This window comes from Dactylosporangium sp. NPDC051087 (assembly GCF_055586325.1).
Genome location: NZ_JBVJIJ010000035.1, coordinates 12,539 through 32,612, shown reverse-complemented (window position 1 = coordinate 32,612; position 20,074 = coordinate 12,539). Strand labels below are relative to the sequence as shown.

Below are 20,074 nucleotides of genomic sequence, written 5' to 3'. Positions count from 1 at the left end.
AAAGTTGGCGCGTCTTCTGGGGCGGCCCGTGCGCGTCACACCCCGGATACGACGAAGCGCCCGGAGAAAGGCACACTCCAGGCGCTGCGGTAGGCGTTCGAATCGCCATGATGCACCATTCCTGCCACCCCTGCAACCCGGTCTCGTCGGGGCGGTGTCGGGGCGCGCCGGCGTCGGGCAGCAGCGCGGGCCGCCCCGGTTGGAAGTCTGGGGCGGCCCGTTGCACCTGCTTCGCCGCTGGTGTGCGCGCAGCCTAGCCCCACTGCCGCAGGTTGTGGTAGTCCTGCTCGTACACCCACTGGACCGGGCCATCACCGGACAGATCGGGCAGCCTGCCCCGGTAGTAGATGTGGACCTTGGGCTCCTCGAATGTGGGTTCGATGCTGTCCAGCCGGGTGAAGTCGAGGATCTTGAACGGTCGGCTTTCCATGACCCTCCACTCGCGTGGGGGTTTGCCGCCGTCGGAGAGGTCCATGGCTTCCTCGCGGCCGTGCCAGGGTCCGCCGTTGAACCGGCACAGGGTGGTGCGGGCGAGCATCAGGGTCATGCGGAAGAGGGCGTACTCGCGGACGCGTCGCTGGATCTCGTCCGTCAGGTACTCGCGGACGTAGGCGATGACGTCGCCGGCGGCGTAGCGGGGGACCTGGGTTTCCAGGCCGATGGCGGTGTCGGTGTCCCAGACGCGCAGGTAGTCGGTCGTCTGCGTGCAGGGGGCGATCTTGTGTTTGATGGGCAAGCTGGGCTAGAAGTCGCCGTCCGCGACCTGGAGCACGGGGAGGCCCAGCTGCTCGCGCCACATGCGGACGACCTTGTTGCGGTCGTCGATGACCCAGGCGATGGTGAAGTTGCCGGCGATGTGCCGCTGGTAGAGCTCGTGCTTGATGATCTCGTCGCCGCGTTGGTCGCCGGCGGGGCGCATGTACAGCCGGTCGCGGGTGCGGATGAACCCGGCGTGTTGGCGGAGCCAGGTGACGGTGGCGGTGTGGCACCGGCTGTCGCGGCCGGACATCCAGATGACCTCGTCGACGGTGGCGCGGAGGACTGCGACGAGGTCGATGACGCGGTTGATCGGGGTGTCCTCGTGGACGCGGTGCCAGTCGTAGGGGGAGCGGCGGCCGGGCTCGCCTTTGCCCATGTCGGCGACGGTGCCGTCCACGTCCACGATGACGGCTGTGGGCGTACGCGGTGGGGTGGTGATGGTCATGGCGGGAGGGTAGCGGCGGTGTGTCGCGGTTGTGGCGCAGCGAAGCGGCGGGTCCCTGCCGGGGGTCCCGCCGCTTCGTGGTCTCGCAGCTCGTGCGTTGGCATCCTCATCGACCGGAGACGTCCAGAGCCGTCCGGTGATGCATGGCGTTCGGGCGTTGATCAGGCGCCGTTACGTCGGTGGGTCACCCCCGCGTGCGCGGGGAGGGCGGTCTTTGCCAGAGACGCCTGTGGATCACCCCCGCGTGTGCGGGGAGGTGGTGCTGTGCCGCGCGGGCACGTACCGCCACCGGGGTCCCGGCTCGCGTTCGGCCGGGCGGTGACTCGGTGTGGACCTTACCGTGACGTGTCGACTGTGGGCAACCGCTGGTGTCACCCGATCGGGTGAATTCAGGCGGCGTAGGAGGCGCGGATGCGGGCCCACACCTCGGGGGGGATCTCCCCGTACTCGTGGTCGATGTCGGCGCCGTGGGGTTTCAGGATGCAGCCCTCGTAGTTGCGGTCGGTCACGGCGAACCCGCGGGCGCCGCAGCGTGGGCGCTCGTCGTCGAGGACGGCGGTCACCAGGGCCAGCTTGTGGCGGGAGGTGAGCGCCGCGGCGTTCGCGGTCACGATCCGCACGGCGGCGTCGAGGTCGGGCTCGATGTGCTCCAGCGGGGGGACGGGGATCGCGGCCAGCTGGTCCCGTTCCTCGGTGGTCAGGGTCCCGCGGCCGCGGCCGGCGGTGATCCCGTAGCGGTCGCGGATGGACGACACCCTGGACTGGGTCATGTGGATGCCGTAGTCGCGTTGCAGCTGGCTGGCGATCATCGTGTCGGGGAACCCGAGGTCGCACAGCTGGCGGACGCGGGGGGCGAGGATCCAGCCGCGGCCGGGTTTGATGCAGCGGACCATGCCGCCGCCGCGGACGGCGCGCAGGTAGGTGTCGTTGTCGGTGAACCGGTGGGCCCCGGGGGCGTTGGGGGTCATGGCGTCACCGGCTCCGGTGCCTGTGCCTGCTTGATCGCCGCCGCCGCCGCGGTGTCATCGGCGGCCTCGTGGTCCAGGGTGTAGGTGACGACGTCGGCGAACCAGTGGGTGGCGGTCCTGGTGCCGTTCTCCGCGACGTACACGGTCATGCAGGTGGTGCCGTCCGCGCGCTGCTCCGTCCAGCCCTCCACCACGGGCCCGGTGATCGTGCGCTTGTCCAGGGTCTCGCCCTGGATCCGAAACAGGACTACGAGCTTCTGCATCAGGTGCTTTCCTTCCTCGGGGCGCCGGCGGCGGACTCGTTTGCGCGGGACTCCGCGCGCATCACGTCCGCCCAGCGGTAGATCTTCTTGCCTTCCGGGGTGTGTGCGGTCCGGCCGTCCTCCGTGTACGGCCGTCCCAGTGCGTGCGCGAACTCGGCGACGGTCACCGCGGCGAGCAGGGGCCCGCCCGGGCGGCCTCGCCAGCACCAGCCGCGGATGCGCCCGGCGGCGTTCGCGAACCACGGCCACCAGTCCCGGATGTGGTCGACGGTGACGAACTCGACGGGCTCACCGTCCTCGACGCCGATCGCGAGCGGCGGCATGCGGCGGGTCAGTTCCTCGACCATCAGGGGGCGAGGCCCTCGAAGGTGAGGGCGATCGACGGCTGTCCGGGCAGGCCGATACCGGCGCCGATCGCTCGCGCGTACCGCTGGTAGGTGGCGAGCGCGGACCCGTCCGTGCTGACGTTCTCGAAGCTGGACAGGGTGGAGCGGCCCATCAGCCCGACCACGCGGGCGGCGTCCGCTTGGCGGAGCCGGCCGGACGCGCGGTGGCCGACCAGCTGCACCCACAGGGAGTGGCGGGCGGCGTCCAGCTTCGCCAGCCCGACCGGGGCGTCCTCCTCCAGCTGCAGGGCGTTCACGAGGTCCGCGGTCATGCGGGGCAGGCCCAGGCCCTGGACGTGGTACTCGACGCTCTTGACGTCCAGGCCGTGCAGGTAGCGGTTGAGCAGGGAGAACGTGACGGAGCAGCCCTCGTTCTCCAGGCGGCAGATGGTGGAGGTGTAGGAGTCGATGCGGGCGGCCAGGGTGCGGTGCGACACGCCCTGTGCCTCGCGGGTGCGGCGCAGCCGGCGGCCGAGCTCCATCCGCCACGCGGCGTCGTCCGGGTGGTGCCGCAACCGGCGGCCGGTGGGCGGTGGGGTGCCCCGCTTGCGGTGGTCGACCGGGATCATCTTCAGGGGCTGCACGGGGGCGGTCATCAGGTGGCTCCCTTGTATGTGAACGGCCAGCGCCGGGACGTGATCGAGGGGAAGGCGTGCGCCTCGTAGGTGGGCACGCCGGGGCCGGTGGCGCGGGTGGACCCGATGGGTACGGCGGTGGGCTTGAGCCAGCGGCGGTTGATGGGGGCGCCGGTCCTGTCGGTGGGCACGGTGAGGACGTCGCCGTCGCAGGGGCCGCCGCCGACCAGCTCGACGTCGACGAGCCCGCGGGCGGCCGCGGCCTTGCGGATCTCCTGCAGCACCCCCAGGTTGATGTAGGCCTGGCGGCGCAGCTGTTCCTGGTTCCAGAGGCGGGCTGAGGCGGTGGGGAAGCCTGCCAAGGTCATCCAAAATAGGTCGACGCGGCGGGCGAGGACGTACCCCGTGTCCGAGTCCTCTGCGTACAGCCACGTGTACCCCAGGTGATCGGGGCCGGTCTGCCACTCACGCAGCATGGGGCAGGGTGATCGTGTCGGCCTGATCGCCCAGGAGTGCCTGGACCTGGAGGGTGCGGAAGCCCACGGTGACGGACAGAGGGGTGTGCGCCCAGGGGATCTCCCAGGAGGACTCGTACCAGCGTTCGATGACGGCGCGGCCGACCTTGACGTACACCCGCACCTGGGAGGACATCGGCTGCCCGAACCGCTGGACCACCCGGACGGGCACCTCGAGGTAGTGGACCTTGGAGGGGAACAGGCCGGTGAAGCGGACGCGGAGGTTCGTGGCGGGCAGCCAGTGCCACCGGTTCGGGGACAGCCGGATCACCCTCAGCTGGCCGATCATTCGGTCCGCCGGCGGCCCAGCGGGGTGATGCCCACGTACAGCTCGCTCCAGGGCGCGCCGATGGTGGCGTTGGCGGGGGTCGCGATCCCGAACAGCTCGTGGTCGCCGGTGACCGCGGCGTGGAAGGAGATCGGTTGCCCGTTGGACTCACGGGGGAGCGCCAGGGTCCAGCACTCGGTGGACTTGCCGGGGGCGCGTTCGGCGAGGGCGTCCGTGGAGCCGGGGACCACGGGGGCACCGCAGATCAGGCAGGCGTACCCGATCGACGTCAGGGTGAGCGTGGGTAACCCGAGGTCCATGCCGTAGGCGTGATAGTGCCCGGCCGGGTCGATGTGCGACCAGCGGCGGTCAGGGATGGTGGCGAGCCCGGCCGGGCGGGCCGGGGACGGCTCGTGGGACAGGTAGAGGACGCCGGCGATCGGGAGCCCTCCGTCCACGATCACGTTGTCCAGGTGCAAGGTCATCTGCTGTGCCATGTCGGGTCCTTCCGCGCGGCTGGCAGGTATGCGGTCACCACTACTCAATGATCCATCGATCTTTACTCATGATCACGTTCTGCGCTGAACAGGAGACTGACAGCTTCTTGGCAGGCGTCGCGGCGGCAGGCCGTGATCGGGCGGTCCGGGCGGTCGCTGCCCCAGTCGTGACCTGTGTGCATGGCGTGCTCGTCCTCGGCGGCCTGTCGCGCCCAGGCGAGCACCGCGGCGCACCGGCCGCCGGCGTGGAGGACCTCGCCCACGAGGGAATCGGTCCACGTCTTGGTCAGCTGGAGCCCACCGCCGAGGTACTCGCTGCTGGAGGACTGCCACCCGTCCGGCCGGCGTGGGGACGTCACCGCCACCACCAGCGGGCGTCACGGGTGAGCAGCACCCCGAACACGACGAGCCCGGCCAGCAGGATCACGGCCAGGACCAGCGTGGGCAGCAGCACCACACCCCAGGAGACGTGCGCCCCGCCCAGCTTGAGGCCGAGCATCGCGCACGAGCTCCAGCACCACAGCCACCACAGCAGGTTGTCGCGGCGGACCGGTGGCCACCTCACGGCGCCTCCCGCATCAGGTCCGGTTTGCTGCCCGGCACGTGCACGGCGTCGGCGAGCGGCTGCTGTGTGCCGTCCCACGGTGCCCCGACGTACCCGCACACGGTGCACTCCGACCAGCGGCTCTCGTGCACGCCGGTGCCGCGGTCGGCCGACAGCGGCAGGACCCGGGTCACCAGCACCGGGTCCGTGCACAGGTCACCCTGCGGGCGGGGACACGACATCGGGATCCAGGTGGTGGACGAAGTCGTCGGAGACGAACCAGAGCAGGCCCTCCCGGTAGCGGACGAGCTGTGACCCGGGCAGGCGCAGCAGCGGCGCCGGCTGGCGCATGAACACGCGCGTGCCCCACCCGATGATCTCGAACGGGCTGGCCGGCCGGTCCATCGTGAGCGGCAGCACGTGCAGGTCGGTGACCTTGTGCCCGTCCGCGGTCTCCAGGCGCACCCGCTGGGTGCAGCCGCGTTCCTGCCCGTCGTCGTTGCTGTCCAGCTGCCGGAACGGGGCGGCGACGTAGGCGGGACCTTGCATGTTCGGGGCGATGTCGTCGACGCGCACGAAGTAGCTGCGGGTGGCGCCGACGTACAACGCTTCAGGCCAGGGGCTCATCGGCCACAGCAGGACCTGCCCGATCTCAGTGGCGGCCGTGCTCAGCCACGACTTCTTGTACAGGGTCGCGCGGGAGGTGTACTCGTCCAGCGCGGCGATCGCGCGCGGGTCGCTCGTCACTGCGGGATCTCCTTGATCGTGTCGTGCTCGCCGGTGGAGCTCGTGTGCCCGCAGGTCTCGCACAGGCCGCCGGGGGCCATCTCGAAGGCGTGCCGGGGGTGGGTGTGGCAGTTGAGGGCGGGCAGCCCGTGGCAGTGCCTGCACGTCACCTGGTAGGCGCCGTTGCGGGAGCCGGGCACGTACTGGTGCTGGTACTTCCGCATGAACGCGAAGGGGGTCGCCTCGATCGGGTCGACACCCAGGCGGACGGCCCACGCGCGGAGGGTCTCGACCTCCTCGTCGTCCATGAACCCGCTGGAGAACGACATCCCGGCGACCACCAGGTCCAGCACGGCCTTGGCGGCCTCGATCGGGACCAGGATGTGGCCTTCCTGCTCGCGCATCAGCGTCCGCAGGTAGATGGTTGCGTCGAGCAGCTCTTCGTACAGGTCGCGCAGGGTGTCGCGGCCGTTGTGCGGCTGGAGGGCGACGCCGTACCGCTCGACCCCGAGTTGCATCCGCCGGCGAAGGTCGTCGATCACGATGGGCACGGTCGGCTCGGCGTCGTTCGGCGCTGGGGGCGGCTGCTCGACCAGGAGATCGGTCACGGCGCGATCCGCCCGTTCGCCTCGAACGCCGCGGCGGTCGCCGGCCAGTACATGGCCAGGGCCTGCTGGTACATGCCGGCGAGGACCTGCAGCTCCCGGCGGGCCGGGCCCAGGCGCAGCTCCAAAAACTTCATCAGCGAGCGGGGGTTCATCGTCACGTACGCGCTGATGATCGTGTTCATGGGCAGGACCTGCATCGCCTGCTCCCGGGCGATGCCCAGGTCGAGCATCGCGAGGTACTGCTCCCACGCCGCGGTGTTCGCGATGTCGTGGGCCTGGAACATCGCCTGGGCCTGCTCCTCGGTGCCGTCCGTCATGACGTAGTGGCCGGGTTTGCCCGTCTGGGTGCGCGCGGTACTGGCGCAGAAGAACCGGGGGCGCAGGCGCCGGTACCGGCTGGACTCGATGTTGTAGGACACGCCGATGCGGTGCCGGACGTGGTCCCACAGCACGAAGATCGGCGCCGTAACGATGAAGGTGATCGACCCGTGCTCGAACGGCGACCCGTGCTTGTTGGACATCAGGAACGTGATGAGGCCGGCGTTGTCCTCGATCGTCTTCACGACCTGGTCGGCGTCGTCGCCGAGCGTCGACACGCGGGCGGCGTCGCAGATCACGGCGTCCGAGCCGACGTACTGCTTGATCGCCACGGCCATCAGCGAGGTGTAGCGGGGGATCTCCCGGTCGGTGATCACGCTCATGCCAGCGCCGCCTTGCCGGCGCCGATGATGACCTCGGCGGCCTCCTCGTACGCGGTGTCGGCGGTCGCCCGGGCGGCCCGGCCGAGGGCGCGTGCCGCTCCCTCGAGACCCGAGATCCCGGAGGCGCGCTGCGCGAAGTGATCGACGTTCCAGGTGCCGCGGGCGGTGAACACGCGGGCCTCTTCGCCGCCGGTCATGGCGGCCGGGATGACCACGCGGACGTACACGGACACCTCGTCGCCGGTGACCTCCTGGATCACGGTGGCGATCAGCTCGGCCTCCGCGGCGTCGATCTCCTCCTGGTCCGGGGACTCCAGCTCGCGGCTGAGGGTGGTGTCGCCGTCGACGCCGGTGTGCTTGATCGTGATGGTCAGCTTCCCGCCGTCGTAGCTGTGGTGGCGGGTGATGCCGTGGGCAAGGTCGGACATGGGCAACTCCTCAATGTCTGTCCACTCGCGGACGTAGTTGCCTTCGGCGTCGACGAGGTCGGGCAGGTCGATGCCGAGGATGTCGGCAAGGCCGTTCGGGGTGTGCCACTCGCTGGACGGCCACAGGTGGCGGCGGCCTTTGAAGCGGGCGGCGCGTTTGCATGCACAGCGGGCGCCGGTGCATCTGCACGCCGGCGCGCTGCACCGGATGACCCACCCGGCCGGGTCCGGGGCGGACACCTCGGCGTAGAGGGACCGGTTGCGGCAGCAGGGGCACCGGGCGGGGATCACGCGGCGGTCGTCCTCGGCGCCCACGGCCTGGCGGACGGCGCGGTCGCACCGGTCCAGGGTCCGCAGGGCGTCCTGGGCCTGCTGGGGGTGCTCGACGGCCGGTAGCAGGGCGGAGAGCAGCCCCAGAGCGGTGTACAGCAGCTGGTCAGCGGCCGACAGCGTCTCTGCCGTGTGCTGGACCCCGCCGTTGCAGGCGATGCAGCGGGGCGGTAGCGGGGGCGCAGCAGGCGCTGTAGCGGGCTCCACAGCGATCCGGTGCGTGGTCCTGCCCCACAGGCGCGGCGGCGGCGCCGGCGGCCACGGGCCGATGATCCCGTCCCACCATCGCGGCCGCGGTTGCTCGCCGGTGCCGTTGCAGGTCGTGCAGACGGTGGACATGGTCACCCGCTTGTGGTCCAGCACGGGCCACTCCAGGCGATCGCCGTGCACATGCATGTACAGGCGGTCGGCGAGGCGCGCGATGTCGTCGGTGACGGACGCGCGGACGCTGACGGGCCCGATCGCCGCGGCGGTCGGCTTCACGCCGCCGGGGGCGCGGCGGGCCTGGCGGGCGAGGAACGCCGCGGTGCGGTCCTTGTGCCACTCGGCCTCGGCGACCTCGGCGCGGTGCCCGGTGACCTCCGGGCGGATGGGCCGGCTGGTGCGGGTGCCGGGGGTCATCAGCTCGGCGAGCCAGGGCCAGGCGGTCCGCAGGCGGTGCACGGCGATGACGGCTTCGGAGGCGAGGGCGGCGGCTTCCTCGCGCTCGATCATGGACGGCCGGGTCATGGGGTGACCGTCCGTGCCTGGGCGGCGGAGCGGTGGATCTGGCGGCGGAGCCGGTGCCAGATGACGGTGTGGAGGTCCCGGTCGGCGCAGTCGAACGCGGCCAGCTCGTCCGGGGTCAGGGTGACGATGGCGATCAGCCCGAGTTCGTGTTCAACCAGGGCGTACACGGTGTGCTGCTCGGCGTCCGGCTGGACGGCCGGCTGGGTGGGCGCGGCCGGGAGGCCGGTGTCCACTGTGGTGGTTCCGATGGCGAGGCCGGGCCAGCGGGTCAGGACCTGCCAGTCCGTGACGTGTCCGTAGCGTTCTTGCAGCTCAGCAAGTGTTTTTGTCGATGGGTCCAGCGCTGGGTCCACGATGCGGTACCCCTTCCCCGTTGTTCGTACAGCAGTTCGAGCGCGGGGGTGTGAGGTATCGCCCGTCCCAGGGTGGAAACGCGAAAGCGTCTCCCGTCCGGAACGGGTGATGATGTTGAGACGGATCGGTTTGCTGCCCCGCGCACTTCACCGTGTGTGCGCAAGGGTACCGGCTAGATCGACTATGGCTAGGGGTGTGAACGGGGACATGAGTGCGCTGGTCGGACAAGAGGGCATCAACCAAACGGAGCAGGCAGTTCTAGGCGTTTTACGGGCAGCACGACGGGGGCTGACGGCCGCGGTGATTGCGGAGAGTGCTCGCGTGCCGGTCGTTCGCGTCCGAACGATCCTCGCCGCGTGGAAGACCCAGGGGCTCGCGGTCGACTGGAACGCGGCCGCCCGGGCGGATCACCCTCCGATGTGGAAGTGGCAGCTGACCCAGCGCGGGATGATCTTCGCGGAGCTGCTGCCCGCTGTCCCCCGGCCGCCGACGCTGGCAGGCCGGCGCCGGTTGACGGAACCGCTGCCCGACGAGGAGTGAAGTGCCCGTAGAGGGGGCACGTTGACCCGGGGGCGGCACGGTGTCACCGTGCTGGCGCAAGTCCTTCCGGGGGGAAGGGCAGAGGGCCCGCACCCACGGGGGGTGCGGGCCCTCTGCTGTCGGGCTACTCGCCGGCGGGGGTGCTGACCACGCGGCCCAGCCACTCGACCGCGTACACGCCCTGGTAGCCACGCTTGCTGGAGATCGAGCTCCGGCGGGCGCGGCGCTTGAACTCCGCGAGGGAGATCGGGGCTTCCCAGTCGCGGGCGCCCCTGCTGCCGCGCCAGCCGTCCGCGCTCAGGATCAGGACCGGCACCAGCGGGTGGGCCATCCACTCGTCGGGGGTCATCAGGACGTTGTCCATGCGCCGCAGCTCGGTGTTGCGGTCCTCGTGCTCCTGGACCGCCATCTCCCGGTGGGCCTCGACCATGGTCCACAGCATGCGGCGGAAGGTCTCGACGGCCTGCTCGCTACCTCCCCAGGCGATCCGGCCCTGGCGGAAGGCCGCGATCCGCTGCCGGTCCGCGGTCCGCTCGGCCAGCTGCTCCGCGGTGAGGTGTTCGGTCATGCGTTCTCCTCGGGGTGGGGGCGGGGTTCCAGTACCGCCTCGCAAGCACAAGCCTAAGCCATACCGTGGAAACACGCAAGAGCGCCCCGCATGTTTCCATGCGAGGCGCTCGTTTGTGCAGGTCAGCGCAGGCCGTACTCGCGCTTCCAGGCCTTCTTCTCCAGGCGGCGGGCGCGCTTGTGCAGGTACCGCTTGCCGCCGTCAGCCTTGGCCTCGTCGCGGAAGAAGTGCATGCCGGCGCCGCGGTTGCGGAGGATCACGCCGTTGGTGCGGGTCATCGTGGGGCTCCTTCGGGGGGTGGGGGTCAGTCCGGGTACGTCGACTGTTGACCGTTGAACCAGGCCTGCTCGTGGACCTCCTGGGCGTCCTCGATCCACTTCTGGCTGATGGCCTGGATCTGCTGTTCCTGGTCGCCGCCACCGGCGATGACCTGGCGGACGAAGTCCCGGATGTCGCCGCTGTCCATGGCGGGCATGGCGCGCTCCCCTCGGTTCGTGGGCGGGGTTCCAGTGCCGCCCCCGGGAACGACACTACCCCCGTCCCGTTAAACACGCAAGTCACGCACGCGTGTTTCCGTGGAACGGGGGTAGGTGTGCAGGTCAGGCGCTGGGAGTCAGCGACCGGCCGCTGGCGTCCTTCGGGTTCGACAGCGGCGTCACCTTCTGCGACGCCCGGTAGGCGAGCACGAGGCCGAGCAGCGGGAACGCCGCGTTGATGAAGCCCAGGATCGCGATCTGCTGGTCGTCGGTGACCGGGACGGAGAACGCGACGAGCAGCGCCAGGACGGCGCCGACGAAGGCGACCGCAGCGGCCTTGACGACCGGCTGCTCAGTGGGGACGGGAGAGGTCATGGTGAGGCACCCTTCGTGTGGGCGCCCCGAGGCGAGTCGAGGGCGTATCGAACGTCTGTTCTATTGTCTCACGGCGACGGGCCGCCGGGAGGTCCGTGCGGGAACGCGGTCAAGGTGTCCGGGTCGTAGCCGAGCCGGATCAGGAACAGCCGCAGCTTGTGCATCTGCTCGAGCAACCGCGCGTTGTCGTCGCGCAGCCGCGCCTCACTGGAGGCGAGCACGTCCAGGCGGGCCCACAGCGCGAGCAGCTGGGCGTCGGCGCGGGCGTCGATCGCCTGGTCACGCTCGTGGTCGGTGCGGGTGGCATCGTTGCGGTTGGCGGCATTCGACGCCCGCAGGGTGACGCGCGCGGTGTACCAGACGGCCGCGGCGCCGGCCAGGGCGACGAGGATCTGGCTGGAGTAGTCCCACCACGCCGGCGCCTGGGACCCCCCGGCCGCTTCCGCCAGCAGGGTCCACAGGTGCATGGCGCCTACGTCCGGGCCGGGTCAGGCGGGACCGCCGACGCGACCAGGATTGCTGTGAACGCGGTGAACGCGTTGAGCCAGATGCCGTTCCAGGCGTACACCTGCAGGTGCACCAGCCACGTGCCGAGGATCAGCCACAGCCACCCGATGTACCAGCTGGCGACGCCGGCGAGGCAGTAGCGCAGCAGCCTGCCGTTGCCGGACCGGGCTTGCCCGTACCCGACCGCGGTGAGCACGCCGAGCACGACCAGGGCAACGCCGTACGTGCGCATCCCGCCCGGGATCTGGCGCGCGAGGTCGTAGCTGTGGCCGGCGTACAGGGTGTCGCCGCCGATCAGCATCCCGATCGACTGGCCGAGGGTGACGACCGCGAGCGCGACCGCCAGGCAGTGCCACCACAGCGCGCGGGCGGCCAAGGCGAAGGCGAGCACGAGCGCTCCCGGGGGGAGGATGGTCCACAGTGGATGGTTGGCGACCCTGATGGTCCGCCGTGCGGCGGGGCGGGCCGCGGCGCGAGCGACGCTCTGCGCGGTCATCACCATGCTGCGGCCCCTTCCCCGTGTGACGGCGGAAGGGCCAGGAATACGGCTGTGGGTGCCTGCCCGGGATCCTCGTACCCCCGCCCCTGGCAGACACCCTCAGCTATGTACCCCCGGTGGCCCTGACCGCCTGCCGATGCCCCGAGTGTAGGGGTGGCGGTACCTACCCGATCAAGCCTCGATCGCCCAAGGCTCGGGTGTGGTCAGGGGTTTTGCGTGTTTCGCGGTGTTGCAGCGGGCGCCAGGGGCCTCGTGCGTGCTTCCCCCGGCGCCCGTGTCGCCGTCGTGCCGTGTACAAGACGCACGTTACCGGGCGTAATCAGCCCTCGGTTCACCCGAACGGTCACAATGGACGGACAGGTGTACGAGCGGCCTCCCACGGGGCCTCCGTGGGCACCACGAGGACGTCCTGGATCGACTCCCGCGGCTGCCGCTCAGGCCGTGGCAGCTGGAGGAACCGGGCCAGCTCGGAGGTGCTCGCATGGGGGGACATCCGGAAGCACGTGACGACCCTCCACATGCGACCGTGGATCTGCAGCAGGTCGTCCTTGCAGGCCCGGTACTCCTCCAGGATCACGCCCAGCTGCGCGCCGCCGAGGTTCCCGCCGTTGCGCTCCAGCTCGGTGCGGTCGTACACGCGGATCGTGATGGTCACGGGCCCGGCTCCAGACCGGCGAACCGGATGCCGGCCTCCCGCGCCTGCAGCAGGGCGGCGTCGACGTCGACGGCGAACGCCGGCGGGATGGCCAGCGACAGGTATGCGGCCTCCACGCCCGCGGTCTCGTCGGGATCGTCGGGGTTCCAGGTCACGGCGCCGGTCGCGAGCAGGTACGTCACGCCGGCGAGCAGCCGCAGCCGGTCGCGGTCGGCCGGGACGCACTGCAGCAGCTCCAGCTCGTGGTCGACGGCCCAGGTCTCGGCGGCCAGCGTGGCGCGCTGCGCGGCCTCCTGGGCGAACCCCCGGATGCGCTGGGTGTGTGTGCTCACGGCGCCACGGTAGCCGCCCGCCGGTCCCGCCACGAGCGGGTGGGCCCGCGCTGGCCCTGGAAGTGCGAGCCGGCCTCCGGGGAGCCGTACCGGTGCACCACAGGCCGGTCGGTGTACGAGAATTCGACCTGCGCGATCCGCTCACCGCGCTCCAGGCGCAGGGGGCCAGCGAGCGTGGTCATCTCCAGCGTGATCTGGCCGTCCCAGAAGCCGGGGTCGATCAGCCCAGCCGACTCGACCACCAGGCCTTTACGTGCTGGCCCGCTCTTGCCGCCGGCGTGACCGACCACCCCATCCGGCATGTTGAAGATTTCGGCGGTGCAGCCCAGCACGAACTGGCCCGGGTGCAGGGTCAGCGGGCCCGTCTGGACCTCGCTGTCGCAGTCCCGGCCGCGGCACCAGATGCACAGCCAGCTGTCCAGGTGCACGTCCACGCTGACCGGCTGGATGACGATCGGGCCGCCGTCCTCCCGGGTCACCAGATTCAGCTCGTCGACGAGCCGTTTGATCGTTCCGTCGCTGAGAACCGTCACGAGAACAGATGCTGCACCACCGCCTCCAGATACCAATCTGTGACGTCGATCATGTCTTTGCACTGTGGAAAGTACTCAGTAGGCTGGCCGGTGCGCAGTGAACCCGTGGGACGCCGTTTGGGACCGGCACCCGCACTTGACCGAACCGTGCTCCACCGGCGTTACGCCCGTGGGTCGCTGCGCGCATACGTGCAGGCGACGGCAGGGGAGGGCGGGCGTGAATCCAGGCGACAGCACGCCGGCGAACCCTCCCGCCGCGTCAGCCCTGGGCGCACCCTCGTCACAGACCGAGCAGGCCGATGGCCGCGGGTGCGGCGTCGTCGAACGCCTCGGGCTCCTCCAGGTACTCGTCCAGCGCGCTGCTGTGCGGGGACCAGCCACCGGCGCGGGCGATCGCCAACCGGTCCATCCCCAGCGCACGCAGCTGGGACGCGCGGCCGCGGCGGAGGCTGTGCTCGGTGAAGTACTCGCCGTCCGGCACGCCGGCGGTGACCGCCCATTCCTTCACGATGTCGCTGATGGAGACGCGGGACATCTTGTAGCTGATGTCGTCGCGGGCGCCGCGGAGCAGCGCCGGGATGACCTTGTGCTTGCCCGGCTTGCCGAACGGCCGGAACAGGGCGCCGTCGCGGATGCCGTACCGGCCGCGCAGCTCCCGGTTGATCCACACGTCCACGGCCGTGGGCCCGCAGTAGCGGGAGTCGCCCTCGACGTACCGCATGACCCGCCGCTCGATCTTGCGGCCCACGTTCTTGTTGGTCTTGCTGTCCCGCAGGGCCAGGTCGACACCGGGCGGGGTGAAGGCGACGTCGCTGATCCGGTAGGTGCCGAGGTCACTGGCCCGGGCCATGGTGTACCAGCCGGTCAGGATGAGGGCCTTGTCCCGGGCGTGCTTCGGGTTCGCCGGGTCCATGGCGTCGATCATCGCCATCACGTGCTGTGGCCACGCCCGCGGGCTCTTGTTGGGCGTCCAGCCGAGCAGGTTGACCATGTCGCTGCAGTAGCCGGCCATGGCCAGCGACAACTTCTTGCCGCCGTACCACGCGAACGTCGGCGTGGCCATGGCGTGGTAGAAGCGCACCGCGGAGTACCAGATCCACAGGCTGGGCGGCGCCGGGCGGTGGCCGAGGCACGGCGCCCCGCCGACCTGGACGCCGTTGCGGCACCGGTTGTGGACCGGCAGGTGCTCGAGGGAGTGGATGTACTCGATCATCGTGCTCTCGGCGGCCGGGCGCGCGGAGAGATGGTTCGCCTCGCACCAGGCGGTGAAGCGCTGCCAGGGCCGGGCGTAGGTGTCCAGGGTGTTCTGGGGGATGCCGGCCATCACCAGGCGGCGGGCGCCGGCCGACAGCGGTCGCTCGTCCTCGCCCTGGGGCACGTGCGCGTCGCGGCCGCGGCCGGGGACCTCCACCGCGGTGTCGGGTCGGCGCCAGCCGGCCGGGACCACCTCGCCGTGGACGACGTCGTCGCTCATCGGGTGCCCGCCGGGTGGATGGGGATGCCGATGGCGCGGAAGCCTTCCAGGTGCTTCCCGCAGGCGTGCCGCAGCTCGTGGTACGGCGCGCGTGGGATCGCCAGCTCGACGAGCTCGTGGGCGTCGACCGGGTCCGCGCAGTCGTCGATGACGCACGCGGCCGCGGCGCCATGCTCCTCGGTGCTGCTCTTCATCGCTTGAGGGTAGCGGAAGATCAGGCGGCATAAGCCAGGTTATGAAGCCTGATCGTGCCGCGATGATCGTCTTCCGTCGCAGGTCAGCGCGCTGCACGTCGTGGCGGACGCCCGGGAGGGCATCGACGCGAGGCGGCGGCCACGATCAACATCCATGGATTACCGTGTGCTCCATGCGTATTTTGGTGCGCCGGTGACGCTTCCTCCGGACCCCGCAGGTGACAGTGACGCGGCCTGGTTCCACGGGCTGATGCGCAAGGTCGCGGCCGCCCGGCAGGCCGGTGACACGGCGGAGCTCGCCCGGTTGCGGGAGCACGCCCGGGTGGAGGGCGGTGAGCGGATGGCCCTGTTGATGGACCACGCGATCGCCGCGGCCGCGGCGTCGGAGGCGGCCAAGCTGCTCGGCGTGCCCATGGAGCCGCGGCCGATCGGGATGGCGCTGCCCGGGGAACGGCTGTGCGACTTCTGCGCCAGCCCGGACACCGTGGCGTTCTTCCCGTTCGAGGAGTTCGGGCTTGTGGGGGTCGCCGGGGACTACCGGTCCGGGGACCGGATGTACGTGTGCCGCCGGTGTTGTGCGCTCGTCGACGCCGGCGACTGGCGGGGGCTTCGGGCGTGGGTCGGTCCCACGGCGGACTCCCCCGGTGTCAGGCTGCTGTGGATGGGCTTCCGGCAGCACCGGACGGGGCCGGCGGTGTGGTTCGCGCCGGGGACGGACCCTGAGGCGGAGCGCGGCGACGGCGCCTGAGGCGCTCACACTCCGCTCACACACGCGTGCTGCGCGAGTACGAAGTGGGGCTGTACGGTCACGCCATGCTGGAGATGAGGTTGGGCGGCGACGTCGCCGAATGCCGCGAGTTGGTGGCGCTGTTGCGCAGTATCGGGGTCGAGGTGCTGCAGGGCCGCGAGGTCCCCCGGCGGCAGGGATTCACCCAGTCGTACGGCACGATCCGGCTCCCGGGCCGCGCGGAGCTGCCGAGCACGCCGACGAGCACCGCCGCGGCGCCGGCCGGGCCGGTGCGGGTGCCGTCGACGTCGGGCCGCGCGCTTCCGGCCGGGCCGCGGATCTTCCCCGAGGGTGAGCGCATTGACTGACGTGGACCGGCGGCGAGGGACGCGATCGGGTGTGCTGGCGGAAGGTGGTTCGTGATGTACCTGCACGGCAAGAAGGTGCTGTTCAGTGACTGGGAGGACGTCACCGGGGACCGTGACCAGGACTCGCTGATCTGCGCCATGCACGCGGTCGAGCGCCGTGAGGGCGAGCGCCGTGGCTGGGACCAGCCGCCCAGGTTGTGGCTGCTGCGGCAGCTCGACATCGACCGCGGGTGGGTGGAGGTGATCGAGCTGCCCCAGCGTCTGTGGCGGGTGGGCGGCGCGAACCCTGTCGATTCCCTGGTGATGACCGCGACGTTGCTGCCGCATCCGCCGGTGGAGCGGCCGCACATGGCGTTTGCGGACGCACCGGCCGGGACTGCGGCGGTGGCGTTCATGTCGGAAGGGTGGGCGGTCGCCGAACCGGACTTCCGCGACGAGGACCTGGCGGCGAGAGCCGAGGGTCGGCGCTCGCTGGCGAGCAACCCGAAGCGGGTGGAGGTCCGGCAGGTCACTGCGGTCGACATCAACGGCAATGGGCTGCTGGTGATGCGCCACCGAGGGCGCGAGCCTCACCCGGTGGCCCTGATGTCGCGGGAGTCGATGGTCGCGCCGGCGGATCAGGGCCCGGGCCGGGTGCCACGGTCGCTGTTCGTGATGGCGTGGGCGGCCCGGACCATCGGCTGGCCGGAAGGCGGCGGGCGGTGAGTCTGGAGCTGGAGATCTTCGAGCGGCGCCGGCACGGGTTCTCCCTGACGCTGCCGGGCACGGCGATCGGGTCCGTGGAGGTCTCGCGGGAGTTCGACGCGGCCGCGGCGGAGTGGGTGCTGTGGTACGAGGACGCGGGGTTCCGGTGGGAGTGCCGGCACCCCGACCTGACGGCGTGCTGGCTGGGGCTGATCGCGTTGCGGCTCGGGTACCGCATCCAGAGCATGGTGCCGGACGATGCGTAAGGGCTGCGGGTGCGTGTGCCTGATGGAGCACAACCTGCCGGGCCGCCCGGCGTTGGTGTGCTGGGGCAACGTGTCGGTGATCGTGGTGTCGAGCCGGGCCGCGGTCCCGCGTATCCCGATGTGCCGGCCGTGCGCGGACCACGCGGCGACGAAGGCGGGGTTCGAGCGGTTCGAGGACCTGCCGCCGCGGCGGCGGTGCCTGTGCTCGTGCGAGATGCTGCACGGGTGGGGGTCGGACGCGCTGAACCCGAACGCGGTCACCTGTGACAAGTGGGCGGCCACGGTCGTGGTCCAGGACCCGCAGCACCAGCGGGAGGTCGACATGTGCCGGCCGTGCGCGGACGTGGCCAAGCGGGGGCGGGCGTTCGTGCGGGAGCAGCAGCTGCCGTGACGGTGCACGTGTACGCGCGCCTGCGTCGGCAGGCGGAGTTGTGGGCGGCGGCGAGCGGGCTGGACCGGGCGGGGTGCACGGTGACGGGCGACCGGACCGTGCACAAGCTCAAGCACCAGTTCGCCGCCGGGGACCGGGTGGTGGTGCTGGGCCTCATCAGCAGCCACGCGGAGTACGACATCAGGCTGCGCAGCATCCCGCTGCAGAACCGCGGTCAGCGGTTGTGGATCGAGCGGCTGCCCGCGCTGCCGCCGCCCGAGCCCGAGCCTGCGGCCGCGCCTGTGGTGCGGTGGCGGTGGACGCCCGGCGTGCCGTTCGACGGTGAGGACACCGGCGAGCTTTGATGGACGTGTGGCGGGGGCCTTGTGGGAATGGGTGCTGTACGGGGTGCGGGGTCCGCGGGGTCGGGGGCGGTTGACGCCGGCGGAACGGCGGGCGCTGCGGGACGTGTACGTGTACAAGGTCCGCACGGCGTGGATATACGGCTGCACACCGGTTTTGGCGGGCCTGGTGATGGGATTCGGGGTCGGTGCGTGGCTGCCTGGGGTCCAGTGGGGTGCGGGATTGCTGCTGCCGATGCTGCTGGCGTGGCTGCTTGATCGACCGCGCGGCTGAGGGGCCGGTGGCCGCGTAACCTGGTGGTCCGCATGTCTTCGGTGGACAGCGTGAAGGGCCCCGTCGGGTGGTTGACCGGCGGGGCCCTTCGGCGGTTCAGGCGTTGGCCGGCTGGAGGGTGACCTCCACGGTCTGGCGGGTGCCCCACCCGGTGTGCCAGCAGGTGACCACGCCCCACCAGCGCCAGGCGCGGAGCACGATCGTGGACCACAGCACGGCGAGCGGGGTCAGCGCCCACGTGCCCCACTGGTAGGCGCGTGACTGGTCCGACCGGCTGATGATCATGTAGCGGAGGGTCTGTGCGTACCCGATGACGAACGGGACGCCGGCGAGCCAGGCGGCGGTCTCCCACGTGATGCCGGTGCGGACGCCGGCGATCGCGACGCCGGCGAACACCGCGGCGGAGACCACGGTCTGGGCCCAGCGCTGGATGTGCGCCCAGAACGCGTACGAGCGTGGGCTGAGGAACCCGATCCGCCACATGGAGCGGATGGTGCTCCCCCGCATCCAGCGGATGAACTGGCGCCGGTGGTGCGACAGCTTGGCCGGCATCAGGGAGAACACGAACGCGGTGGGCTGCTGGACGGTGCGGCCGCGGAGCATCGCGAACAGCGTCAGCAGGGAGTCGTCGCTGAAGCCGACGCGGCGCTTGCCGAAACGCTCGTTCAGGTAGATGTCGCGGTTGTCGCGCAGGACGTCGGCGCGGTAGAGGGCGATCGGGCCGCTGTTGACCCAGACGCTGCCCATGGTGGACAGGCTGGAGCGGTCCGTCAGCTGGCCGGTGACGAACCACAGGTCGGTGAACCGGCAGAGCAGAGAGTCCTTCACGTTCGCGGCCATCACGATCCCGGCCACGGACTGGACCTGTGGGTCGACCATCGGGATCAGCAGCTCGTAGAGGGCGTGCCGGTCGAAGATGCCGTCGCTGTCGCCGGACCACACCAGGGTGGCGTACGGGCACAGGTCGAGGGCGGCGAACTGGGCGTGCCGCTTGCCCGCGTTCGTCTGGCGGCGCCAGATCGGGGTGATCCCGTGGGCGTGGCACTCGGCCAAGAACCAGGCGCGGATCTCGGCGTACTCCATGCGCAGGGAGTCCAGGCTGCCGTCATCGATCACGGCCAGGACGTCCGGCCGCCGGGACTGGTCGATCATCGAGGCGAGGCAGGCCTTGAGGGCGGCCGGGTCCTCGTTGTAGGCGGGGACGATGCCCAGGACCACCTCGTCGGCCATCATCCGTTCCTGGCGGGCGGACTTGTACTTCGCGGGCCGCTCCAGGTGGCAGAGGACGAACTGCCACACCAGGACGAGGAACATGAGGGCGTAGACGTAGGTGAACCGGTTGCCGCCGGTGCCGGCCGCCACGGTGGTGGCGGCGATCGCGTGGTGGGTGAGCCACACCGTGCAGAGGATAAAGAGAAGCGCACCGACCGCGAGGGTGGTGCGCTTCTTCAGGCGGGCCTTCATCACCGGGTGCGGACCGCCGGGCGTCGCAGCATCGACTTCGGGACGACCGCGGTCTCCTCGGTCAGCATCGGCGGCAGTGCCTGCCGCTGCTGCGGGACGCGGGGGTGCTCGACGCCGGCGGCCGGGGTGGGCTGGCGCTTGCGCATGCTGGCGCGCACGAGCACCACGCCGAGCAGCACGATGAACACCGCGGCGATCGCCATGGCGGCCAGTCCGCTGATCTGGTAGCCGCCGACCGTGGCGACGGTGCCGCCCAGGGCGAGGCCGGTCTTGGGGAGGGAACCTCCGGACATGCGTGTGTGCCTTCCGA

37 protein-coding genes are annotated in these 20,074 nt (G+C 71.0%); 7 read left to right on the top strand and 30 right to left on the bottom strand.

Annotation, left to right across the window (positions count from 1 at the left end; genetic code table 11):
• Window positions 1–253 precede the first annotated feature (253 nt).
• From ACZ6TV_RS46025 to ACZ6TV_RS45945, 17 genes are all read right to left on the bottom strand, one after another.
• On the bottom strand, window positions 254–736 hold the full coding sequence (locus tag ACZ6TV_RS46025) for a hypothetical protein (protein ID WP_465306314.1): 483 nt from the start codon (window positions 734–736) through the stop codon (window positions 254–256).
• Between the two features lie 6 nt (window positions 737–742).
• Window positions 743–1,204, bottom strand: a complete 462-nt coding sequence (locus ACZ6TV_RS46020) for a phosphatase domain-containing protein (RefSeq protein WP_465306311.1) — start codon at window positions 1,202–1,204, stop codon at window positions 743–745.
• Between the two features lie 389 nt (window positions 1,205–1,593).
• Window positions 1,594–2,172, bottom strand: coding sequence for a hypothetical protein (locus ACZ6TV_RS46015; protein ID WP_465306309.1), 579 nt, complete (start codon window positions 2,170–2,172; stop codon window positions 1,594–1,596).
• A complete protein-coding gene (locus ACZ6TV_RS46010; protein WP_465306308.1) occupies window positions 2,169–2,435 on the bottom strand; it encodes a hypothetical protein in 267 nt (88 codons plus the stop codon). The genes ACZ6TV_RS46015 and ACZ6TV_RS46010 overlap by 4 nt, the downstream gene beginning before the upstream one ends.
• Window positions 2,435–2,782, bottom strand: coding sequence for a hypothetical protein (locus ACZ6TV_RS46005; RefSeq protein ID WP_465306306.1), 348 nt, complete (start codon window positions 2,780–2,782; stop codon window positions 2,435–2,437). Before ACZ6TV_RS46005 ends, ACZ6TV_RS46010 begins: the two co-directional genes overlap by 1 nt.
• A complete protein-coding gene (locus ACZ6TV_RS46000; protein WP_465306304.1) occupies window positions 2,782–3,417 on the bottom strand; it encodes a helix-turn-helix domain-containing protein in 636 nt (211 codons plus the stop codon). Before ACZ6TV_RS46000 ends, ACZ6TV_RS46005 begins: the two co-directional genes overlap by 1 nt.
• A complete protein-coding gene (locus ACZ6TV_RS45995) occupies window positions 3,417–3,872 on the bottom strand; it encodes a hypothetical protein (protein ID WP_465306302.1) in 456 nt (151 codons plus the stop codon). Before ACZ6TV_RS45995 ends, ACZ6TV_RS46000 begins: the two co-directional genes overlap by 1 nt.
• The gene (locus ACZ6TV_RS45990) at window positions 3,862–4,200 is read right to left on the bottom strand and encodes a hypothetical protein (RefSeq protein WP_465306300.1); all 339 of its coding nucleotides are present in this window, start codon (window positions 4,198–4,200) and stop codon (window positions 3,862–3,864) included. Before ACZ6TV_RS45990 ends, ACZ6TV_RS45995 begins: the two co-directional genes overlap by 11 nt.
• A complete protein-coding gene (locus ACZ6TV_RS45985; RefSeq protein WP_465306298.1) occupies window positions 4,197–4,676 on the bottom strand; it encodes a hypothetical protein in 480 nt (159 codons plus the stop codon). The genes ACZ6TV_RS45990 and ACZ6TV_RS45985 overlap by 4 nt, the downstream gene beginning before the upstream one ends.
• 62 nt (window positions 4,677–4,738) lie before the next feature.
• The gene (locus ACZ6TV_RS45980; protein WP_465306296.1) at window positions 4,739–5,035 is read right to left on the bottom strand and encodes a hypothetical protein; all 297 of its coding nucleotides are present in this window, start codon (window positions 5,033–5,035) and stop codon (window positions 4,739–4,741) included.
• Window positions 5,032–5,241: a hypothetical protein gene (locus ACZ6TV_RS45975; RefSeq protein ID WP_465306294.1), complete on the bottom strand. Its 210-nt coding sequence runs from the start codon at window positions 5,239–5,241 to the stop codon at window positions 5,032–5,034. Before ACZ6TV_RS45975 ends, ACZ6TV_RS45980 begins: the two co-directional genes overlap by 4 nt.
• A complete protein-coding gene (locus ACZ6TV_RS45970) occupies window positions 5,238–5,462 on the bottom strand; it encodes a hypothetical protein (RefSeq protein WP_465306292.1) in 225 nt (74 codons plus the stop codon). Before ACZ6TV_RS45970 ends, ACZ6TV_RS45975 begins: the two co-directional genes overlap by 4 nt.
• Window positions 5,437–5,967 (bottom strand): hypothetical protein, encoded by a 531-nt coding sequence (locus ACZ6TV_RS45965; RefSeq protein WP_465306290.1) that lies wholly within the window; start codon window positions 5,965–5,967, stop codon window positions 5,437–5,439. The genes ACZ6TV_RS45970 and ACZ6TV_RS45965 overlap by 26 nt, the downstream gene beginning before the upstream one ends.
• Window positions 5,964–6,554, bottom strand: coding sequence for a hypothetical protein (locus tag ACZ6TV_RS45960; RefSeq protein WP_465306288.1), 591 nt, complete (start codon window positions 6,552–6,554; stop codon window positions 5,964–5,966). Before ACZ6TV_RS45960 ends, ACZ6TV_RS45965 begins: the two co-directional genes overlap by 4 nt.
• Window positions 6,551–7,255 (bottom strand): FAD-dependent thymidylate synthase, encoded by a 705-nt coding sequence (gene thyX / locus ACZ6TV_RS45955; protein ID WP_465306286.1) that lies wholly within the window; start codon window positions 7,253–7,255, stop codon window positions 6,551–6,553. The genes ACZ6TV_RS45960 and thyX overlap by 4 nt, the downstream gene beginning before the upstream one ends.
• Complete coding sequence (locus ACZ6TV_RS45950) at window positions 7,252–8,742, bottom strand: hypothetical protein (protein ID WP_465306284.1); 1,491 nt, start codon at window positions 8,740–8,742, stop codon at window positions 7,252–7,254. The genes thyX and ACZ6TV_RS45950 overlap by 4 nt, the downstream gene beginning before the upstream one ends.
• Window positions 8,739–9,095 carry a hypothetical protein gene (locus ACZ6TV_RS45945; protein WP_465306282.1) on the bottom strand — a complete coding sequence of 119 codons (357 nt, stop codon included), beginning with the start codon at window positions 9,093–9,095 and terminating at the stop codon, window positions 8,739–8,741. Before ACZ6TV_RS45945 ends, ACZ6TV_RS45950 begins: the two co-directional genes overlap by 4 nt.
• A 322-nt stretch (window positions 9,096–9,417) precedes the next feature.
• Here ACZ6TV_RS45945 and ACZ6TV_RS45940 point away from each other — a divergent pair, with 322 nt between their 5' ends.
• Window positions 9,418–9,636: a hypothetical protein gene (locus ACZ6TV_RS45940; protein WP_465306280.1), complete on the top strand. Its 219-nt coding sequence runs from the start codon at window positions 9,418–9,420 to the stop codon at window positions 9,634–9,636.
• Window positions 9,637–9,760: 124 nt separating this feature from the next.
• Here the strand turns inward: ACZ6TV_RS45940 and ACZ6TV_RS45935 are convergent, their stop codons facing one another.
• The 11 genes from ACZ6TV_RS45935 to ACZ6TV_RS45885 all read right to left on the bottom strand — a co-directional run bounded on the left by ACZ6TV_RS45935 (window position 9,761) and on the right by ACZ6TV_RS45885 (window position 15,249).
• Window positions 9,761–10,204 (bottom strand): hypothetical protein, encoded by a 444-nt coding sequence (locus ACZ6TV_RS45935; protein ID WP_465306278.1) that lies wholly within the window; start codon window positions 10,202–10,204, stop codon window positions 9,761–9,763.
• Between the two features lie 122 nt (window positions 10,205–10,326).
• A complete protein-coding gene (locus tag ACZ6TV_RS45930) occupies window positions 10,327–10,482 on the bottom strand; it encodes a hypothetical protein (RefSeq protein WP_465306276.1) in 156 nt (51 codons plus the stop codon).
• A gap of 26 nt (window positions 10,483–10,508) precedes the next feature.
• Window positions 10,509–10,679: a hypothetical protein gene (locus tag ACZ6TV_RS45925; RefSeq protein ID WP_465306274.1), complete on the bottom strand. Its 171-nt coding sequence runs from the start codon at window positions 10,677–10,679 to the stop codon at window positions 10,509–10,511.
• A gap of 124 nt (window positions 10,680–10,803) precedes the next feature.
• Complete coding sequence (locus tag ACZ6TV_RS45920; RefSeq protein WP_465306272.1) at window positions 10,804–11,055, bottom strand: hypothetical protein; 252 nt, start codon at window positions 11,053–11,055, stop codon at window positions 10,804–10,806.
• 68 nt (window positions 11,056–11,123) lie between these two features.
• The gene (locus ACZ6TV_RS45915) at window positions 11,124–11,522 is read right to left on the bottom strand and encodes a hypothetical protein (protein ID WP_465306270.1); all 399 of its coding nucleotides are present in this window, start codon (window positions 11,520–11,522) and stop codon (window positions 11,124–11,126) included.
• Between the two features lie 5 nt (window positions 11,523–11,527).
• Window positions 11,528–12,064, bottom strand: coding sequence for a hypothetical protein (locus tag ACZ6TV_RS45910; RefSeq protein WP_465306268.1), 537 nt, complete (start codon window positions 12,062–12,064; stop codon window positions 11,528–11,530).
• Window positions 12,065–12,404: 340 nt separating this feature from the next.
• A complete protein-coding gene (locus ACZ6TV_RS45905) occupies window positions 12,405–12,716 on the bottom strand; it encodes a hypothetical protein (protein ID WP_465306266.1) in 312 nt (103 codons plus the stop codon).
• Window positions 12,713–13,048 carry a hypothetical protein gene (locus ACZ6TV_RS45900; RefSeq protein ID WP_465306264.1) on the bottom strand — a complete coding sequence of 112 codons (336 nt, stop codon included), beginning with the start codon at window positions 13,046–13,048 and terminating at the stop codon, window positions 12,713–12,715. Before ACZ6TV_RS45900 ends, ACZ6TV_RS45905 begins: the two co-directional genes overlap by 4 nt.
• Window positions 13,045–13,581, bottom strand: a complete 537-nt coding sequence (gene dcd / locus ACZ6TV_RS45895) for a dCTP deaminase (RefSeq protein ID WP_465306262.1) — start codon at window positions 13,579–13,581, stop codon at window positions 13,045–13,047. The genes ACZ6TV_RS45900 and dcd overlap by 4 nt, the downstream gene beginning before the upstream one ends.
• Window positions 13,582–13,861: 280 nt before the next feature.
• A complete protein-coding gene (locus ACZ6TV_RS45890; RefSeq protein ID WP_465306260.1) occupies window positions 13,862–15,055 on the bottom strand; it encodes a tyrosine-type recombinase/integrase in 1,194 nt (397 codons plus the stop codon).
• Window positions 15,052–15,249: a hypothetical protein gene (locus tag ACZ6TV_RS45885; RefSeq protein WP_465306258.1), complete on the bottom strand. Its 198-nt coding sequence runs from the start codon at window positions 15,247–15,249 to the stop codon at window positions 15,052–15,054. The genes ACZ6TV_RS45890 and ACZ6TV_RS45885 overlap by 4 nt, the downstream gene beginning before the upstream one ends.
• 193 nt (window positions 15,250–15,442) lie before the next feature.
• Between ACZ6TV_RS45885 and ACZ6TV_RS45880 the strand changes: the two genes are divergently transcribed.
• From ACZ6TV_RS45880 to ACZ6TV_RS45855, 6 genes are read left to right on the top strand one after another with little or no spacing between them, the layout of a single operon-like run.
• Window positions 15,443–15,997, top strand: coding sequence for a hypothetical protein (locus ACZ6TV_RS45880; protein ID WP_465306256.1), 555 nt, complete (start codon window positions 15,443–15,445; stop codon window positions 15,995–15,997).
• A gap of 26 nt (window positions 15,998–16,023) precedes the next feature.
• Window positions 16,024–16,344, top strand: coding sequence for a hypothetical protein (locus tag ACZ6TV_RS45875; RefSeq protein WP_465306254.1), 321 nt, complete (start codon window positions 16,024–16,026; stop codon window positions 16,342–16,344).
• A gap of 54 nt (window positions 16,345–16,398) precedes the next feature.
• Entirely contained in the window at window positions 16,399–17,049 is a 651-nt protein-coding gene (locus ACZ6TV_RS45870; RefSeq protein WP_465306252.1) for a hypothetical protein, read from the top strand.
• Complete coding sequence (locus tag ACZ6TV_RS45865; protein WP_465306250.1) at window positions 17,046–17,294, top strand: hypothetical protein; 249 nt, start codon at window positions 17,046–17,048, stop codon at window positions 17,292–17,294. Before ACZ6TV_RS45870 ends, ACZ6TV_RS45865 begins: the two co-directional genes overlap by 4 nt.
• Complete coding sequence (locus ACZ6TV_RS45860) at window positions 17,287–17,685, top strand: hypothetical protein (protein WP_465306248.1); 399 nt, start codon at window positions 17,287–17,289, stop codon at window positions 17,683–17,685. The genes ACZ6TV_RS45865 and ACZ6TV_RS45860 overlap by 8 nt, the downstream gene beginning before the upstream one ends.
• On the top strand, window positions 17,682–18,029 hold the full coding sequence (locus ACZ6TV_RS45855; RefSeq protein ID WP_465306246.1) for a hypothetical protein: 348 nt from the start codon (window positions 17,682–17,684) through the stop codon (window positions 18,027–18,029). The genes ACZ6TV_RS45860 and ACZ6TV_RS45855 overlap by 4 nt, the downstream gene beginning before the upstream one ends.
• Window positions 18,030–18,396: 367 nt before the next feature.
• On the opposite strand, the gene ACZ6TV_RS45850 is transcribed toward ACZ6TV_RS45855, so the two are convergent.
• Complete coding sequence (locus tag ACZ6TV_RS45850) at window positions 18,397–19,698, bottom strand: glycosyltransferase family 2 protein (RefSeq protein ID WP_465306244.1); 1,302 nt, start codon at window positions 19,696–19,698, stop codon at window positions 18,397–18,399.
• 65 nt (window positions 19,699–19,763) lie between these two features.
• Window positions 19,764–20,057 carry a hypothetical protein gene (locus ACZ6TV_RS45845; protein WP_465306242.1) on the bottom strand — a complete coding sequence of 98 codons (294 nt, stop codon included), beginning with the start codon at window positions 20,055–20,057 and terminating at the stop codon, window positions 19,764–19,766.
• Between the last annotated feature and the right edge of the window lie 17 nt (window positions 20,058–20,074).

Coding starts and splice junctions, on each gene's coding strand:
- ACZ6TV_RS46020 (WP_465306311.1), bottom strand. CDS start 1,204: ATGACCATCACCACCCCACCGCGTACGCCCACAGCCGTCATCGTGGAC.
- ACZ6TV_RS46015 (WP_465306309.1), bottom strand. CDS start 2,172: ATGACCCCCAACGCCCCCGGGGCCCACCGGTTCACCGACAACGACACC.
- ACZ6TV_RS46010 (WP_465306308.1), bottom strand. CDS start 2,435: ATGCAGAAGCTCGTAGTCCTGTTTCGGATCCAGGGCGAGACCCTGGAC.
- ACZ6TV_RS46005 (WP_465306306.1), bottom strand. CDS start 2,782: ATGGTCGAGGAACTGACCCGCCGCATGCCGCCGCTCGCGATCGGCGTC.
- ACZ6TV_RS46000 (WP_465306304.1), bottom strand. CDS start 3,417: ATGACCGCCCCCGTGCAGCCCCTGAAGATGATCCCGGTCGACCACCGC.
- ACZ6TV_RS45995 (WP_465306302.1), bottom strand. CDS start 3,872: ATGCTGCGTGAGTGGCAGACCGGCCCCGATCACCTGGGGTACACGTGG.
- ACZ6TV_RS45990 (WP_465306300.1), bottom strand. CDS start 4,200: ATGATCGGCCAGCTGAGGGTGATCCGGCTGTCCCCGAACCGGTGGCAC.
- ACZ6TV_RS45985 (WP_465306298.1), bottom strand. CDS start 4,676: ATGGCACAGCAGATGACCTTGCACCTGGACAACGTGATCGTGGACGGA.
- ACZ6TV_RS45970 (WP_465306292.1), bottom strand. CDS start 5,462: ATGTCGTGTCCCCGCCCGCAGGGTGACCTGTGCACGGACCCGGTGCTG.
- thyX (WP_465306286.1), bottom strand. CDS start 7,255: ATGAGCGTGATCACCGACCGGGAGATCCCCCGCTACACCTCGCTGATG.
- ACZ6TV_RS45950 (WP_465306284.1), bottom strand. CDS start 8,742: ATGACCCGGCCGTCCATGATCGAGCGCGAGGAAGCCGCCGCCCTCGCC.
- ACZ6TV_RS45935 (WP_465306278.1), bottom strand. CDS start 10,204: ATGACCGAACACCTCACCGCGGAGCAGCTGGCCGAGCGGACCGCGGAC.
- ACZ6TV_RS45930 (WP_465306276.1), bottom strand. CDS start 10,482: ATGACCCGCACCAACGGCGTGATCCTCCGCAACCGCGGCGCCGGCATG.
- ACZ6TV_RS45925 (WP_465306274.1), bottom strand. CDS start 10,679: ATGCCCGCCATGGACAGCGGCGACATCCGGGACTTCGTCCGCCAGGTC.
- ACZ6TV_RS45920 (WP_465306272.1), bottom strand. CDS start 11,055: ATGACCTCTCCCGTCCCCACTGAGCAGCCGGTCGTCAAGGCCGCTGCG.
- ACZ6TV_RS45915 (WP_465306270.1), bottom strand. CDS start 11,522: ATGCACCTGTGGACCCTGCTGGCGGAAGCGGCCGGGGGGTCCCAGGCG.
- ACZ6TV_RS45910 (WP_465306268.1), bottom strand. CDS start 12,064: ATGGTGATGACCGCGCAGAGCGTCGCTCGCGCCGCGGCCCGCCCCGCC.
- ACZ6TV_RS45890 (WP_465306260.1), bottom strand. CDS start 15,055: ATGAGCGACGACGTCGTCCACGGCGAGGTGGTCCCGGCCGGCTGGCGC.
- ACZ6TV_RS45885 (WP_465306258.1), bottom strand. CDS start 15,249: ATGAAGAGCAGCACCGAGGAGCATGGCGCCGCGGCCGCGTGCGTCATC.
- ACZ6TV_RS45870 (WP_465306252.1), top strand. CDS start 16,399: ATGTACCTGCACGGCAAGAAGGTGCTGTTCAGTGACTGGGAGGACGTC.
- ACZ6TV_RS45860 (WP_465306248.1), top strand. CDS start 17,287: ATGCGTAAGGGCTGCGGGTGCGTGTGCCTGATGGAGCACAACCTGCCG.
- ACZ6TV_RS45845 (WP_465306242.1), bottom strand. CDS start 20,057: ATGTCCGGAGGTTCCCTCCCCAAGACCGGCCTCGCCCTGGGCGGCACC.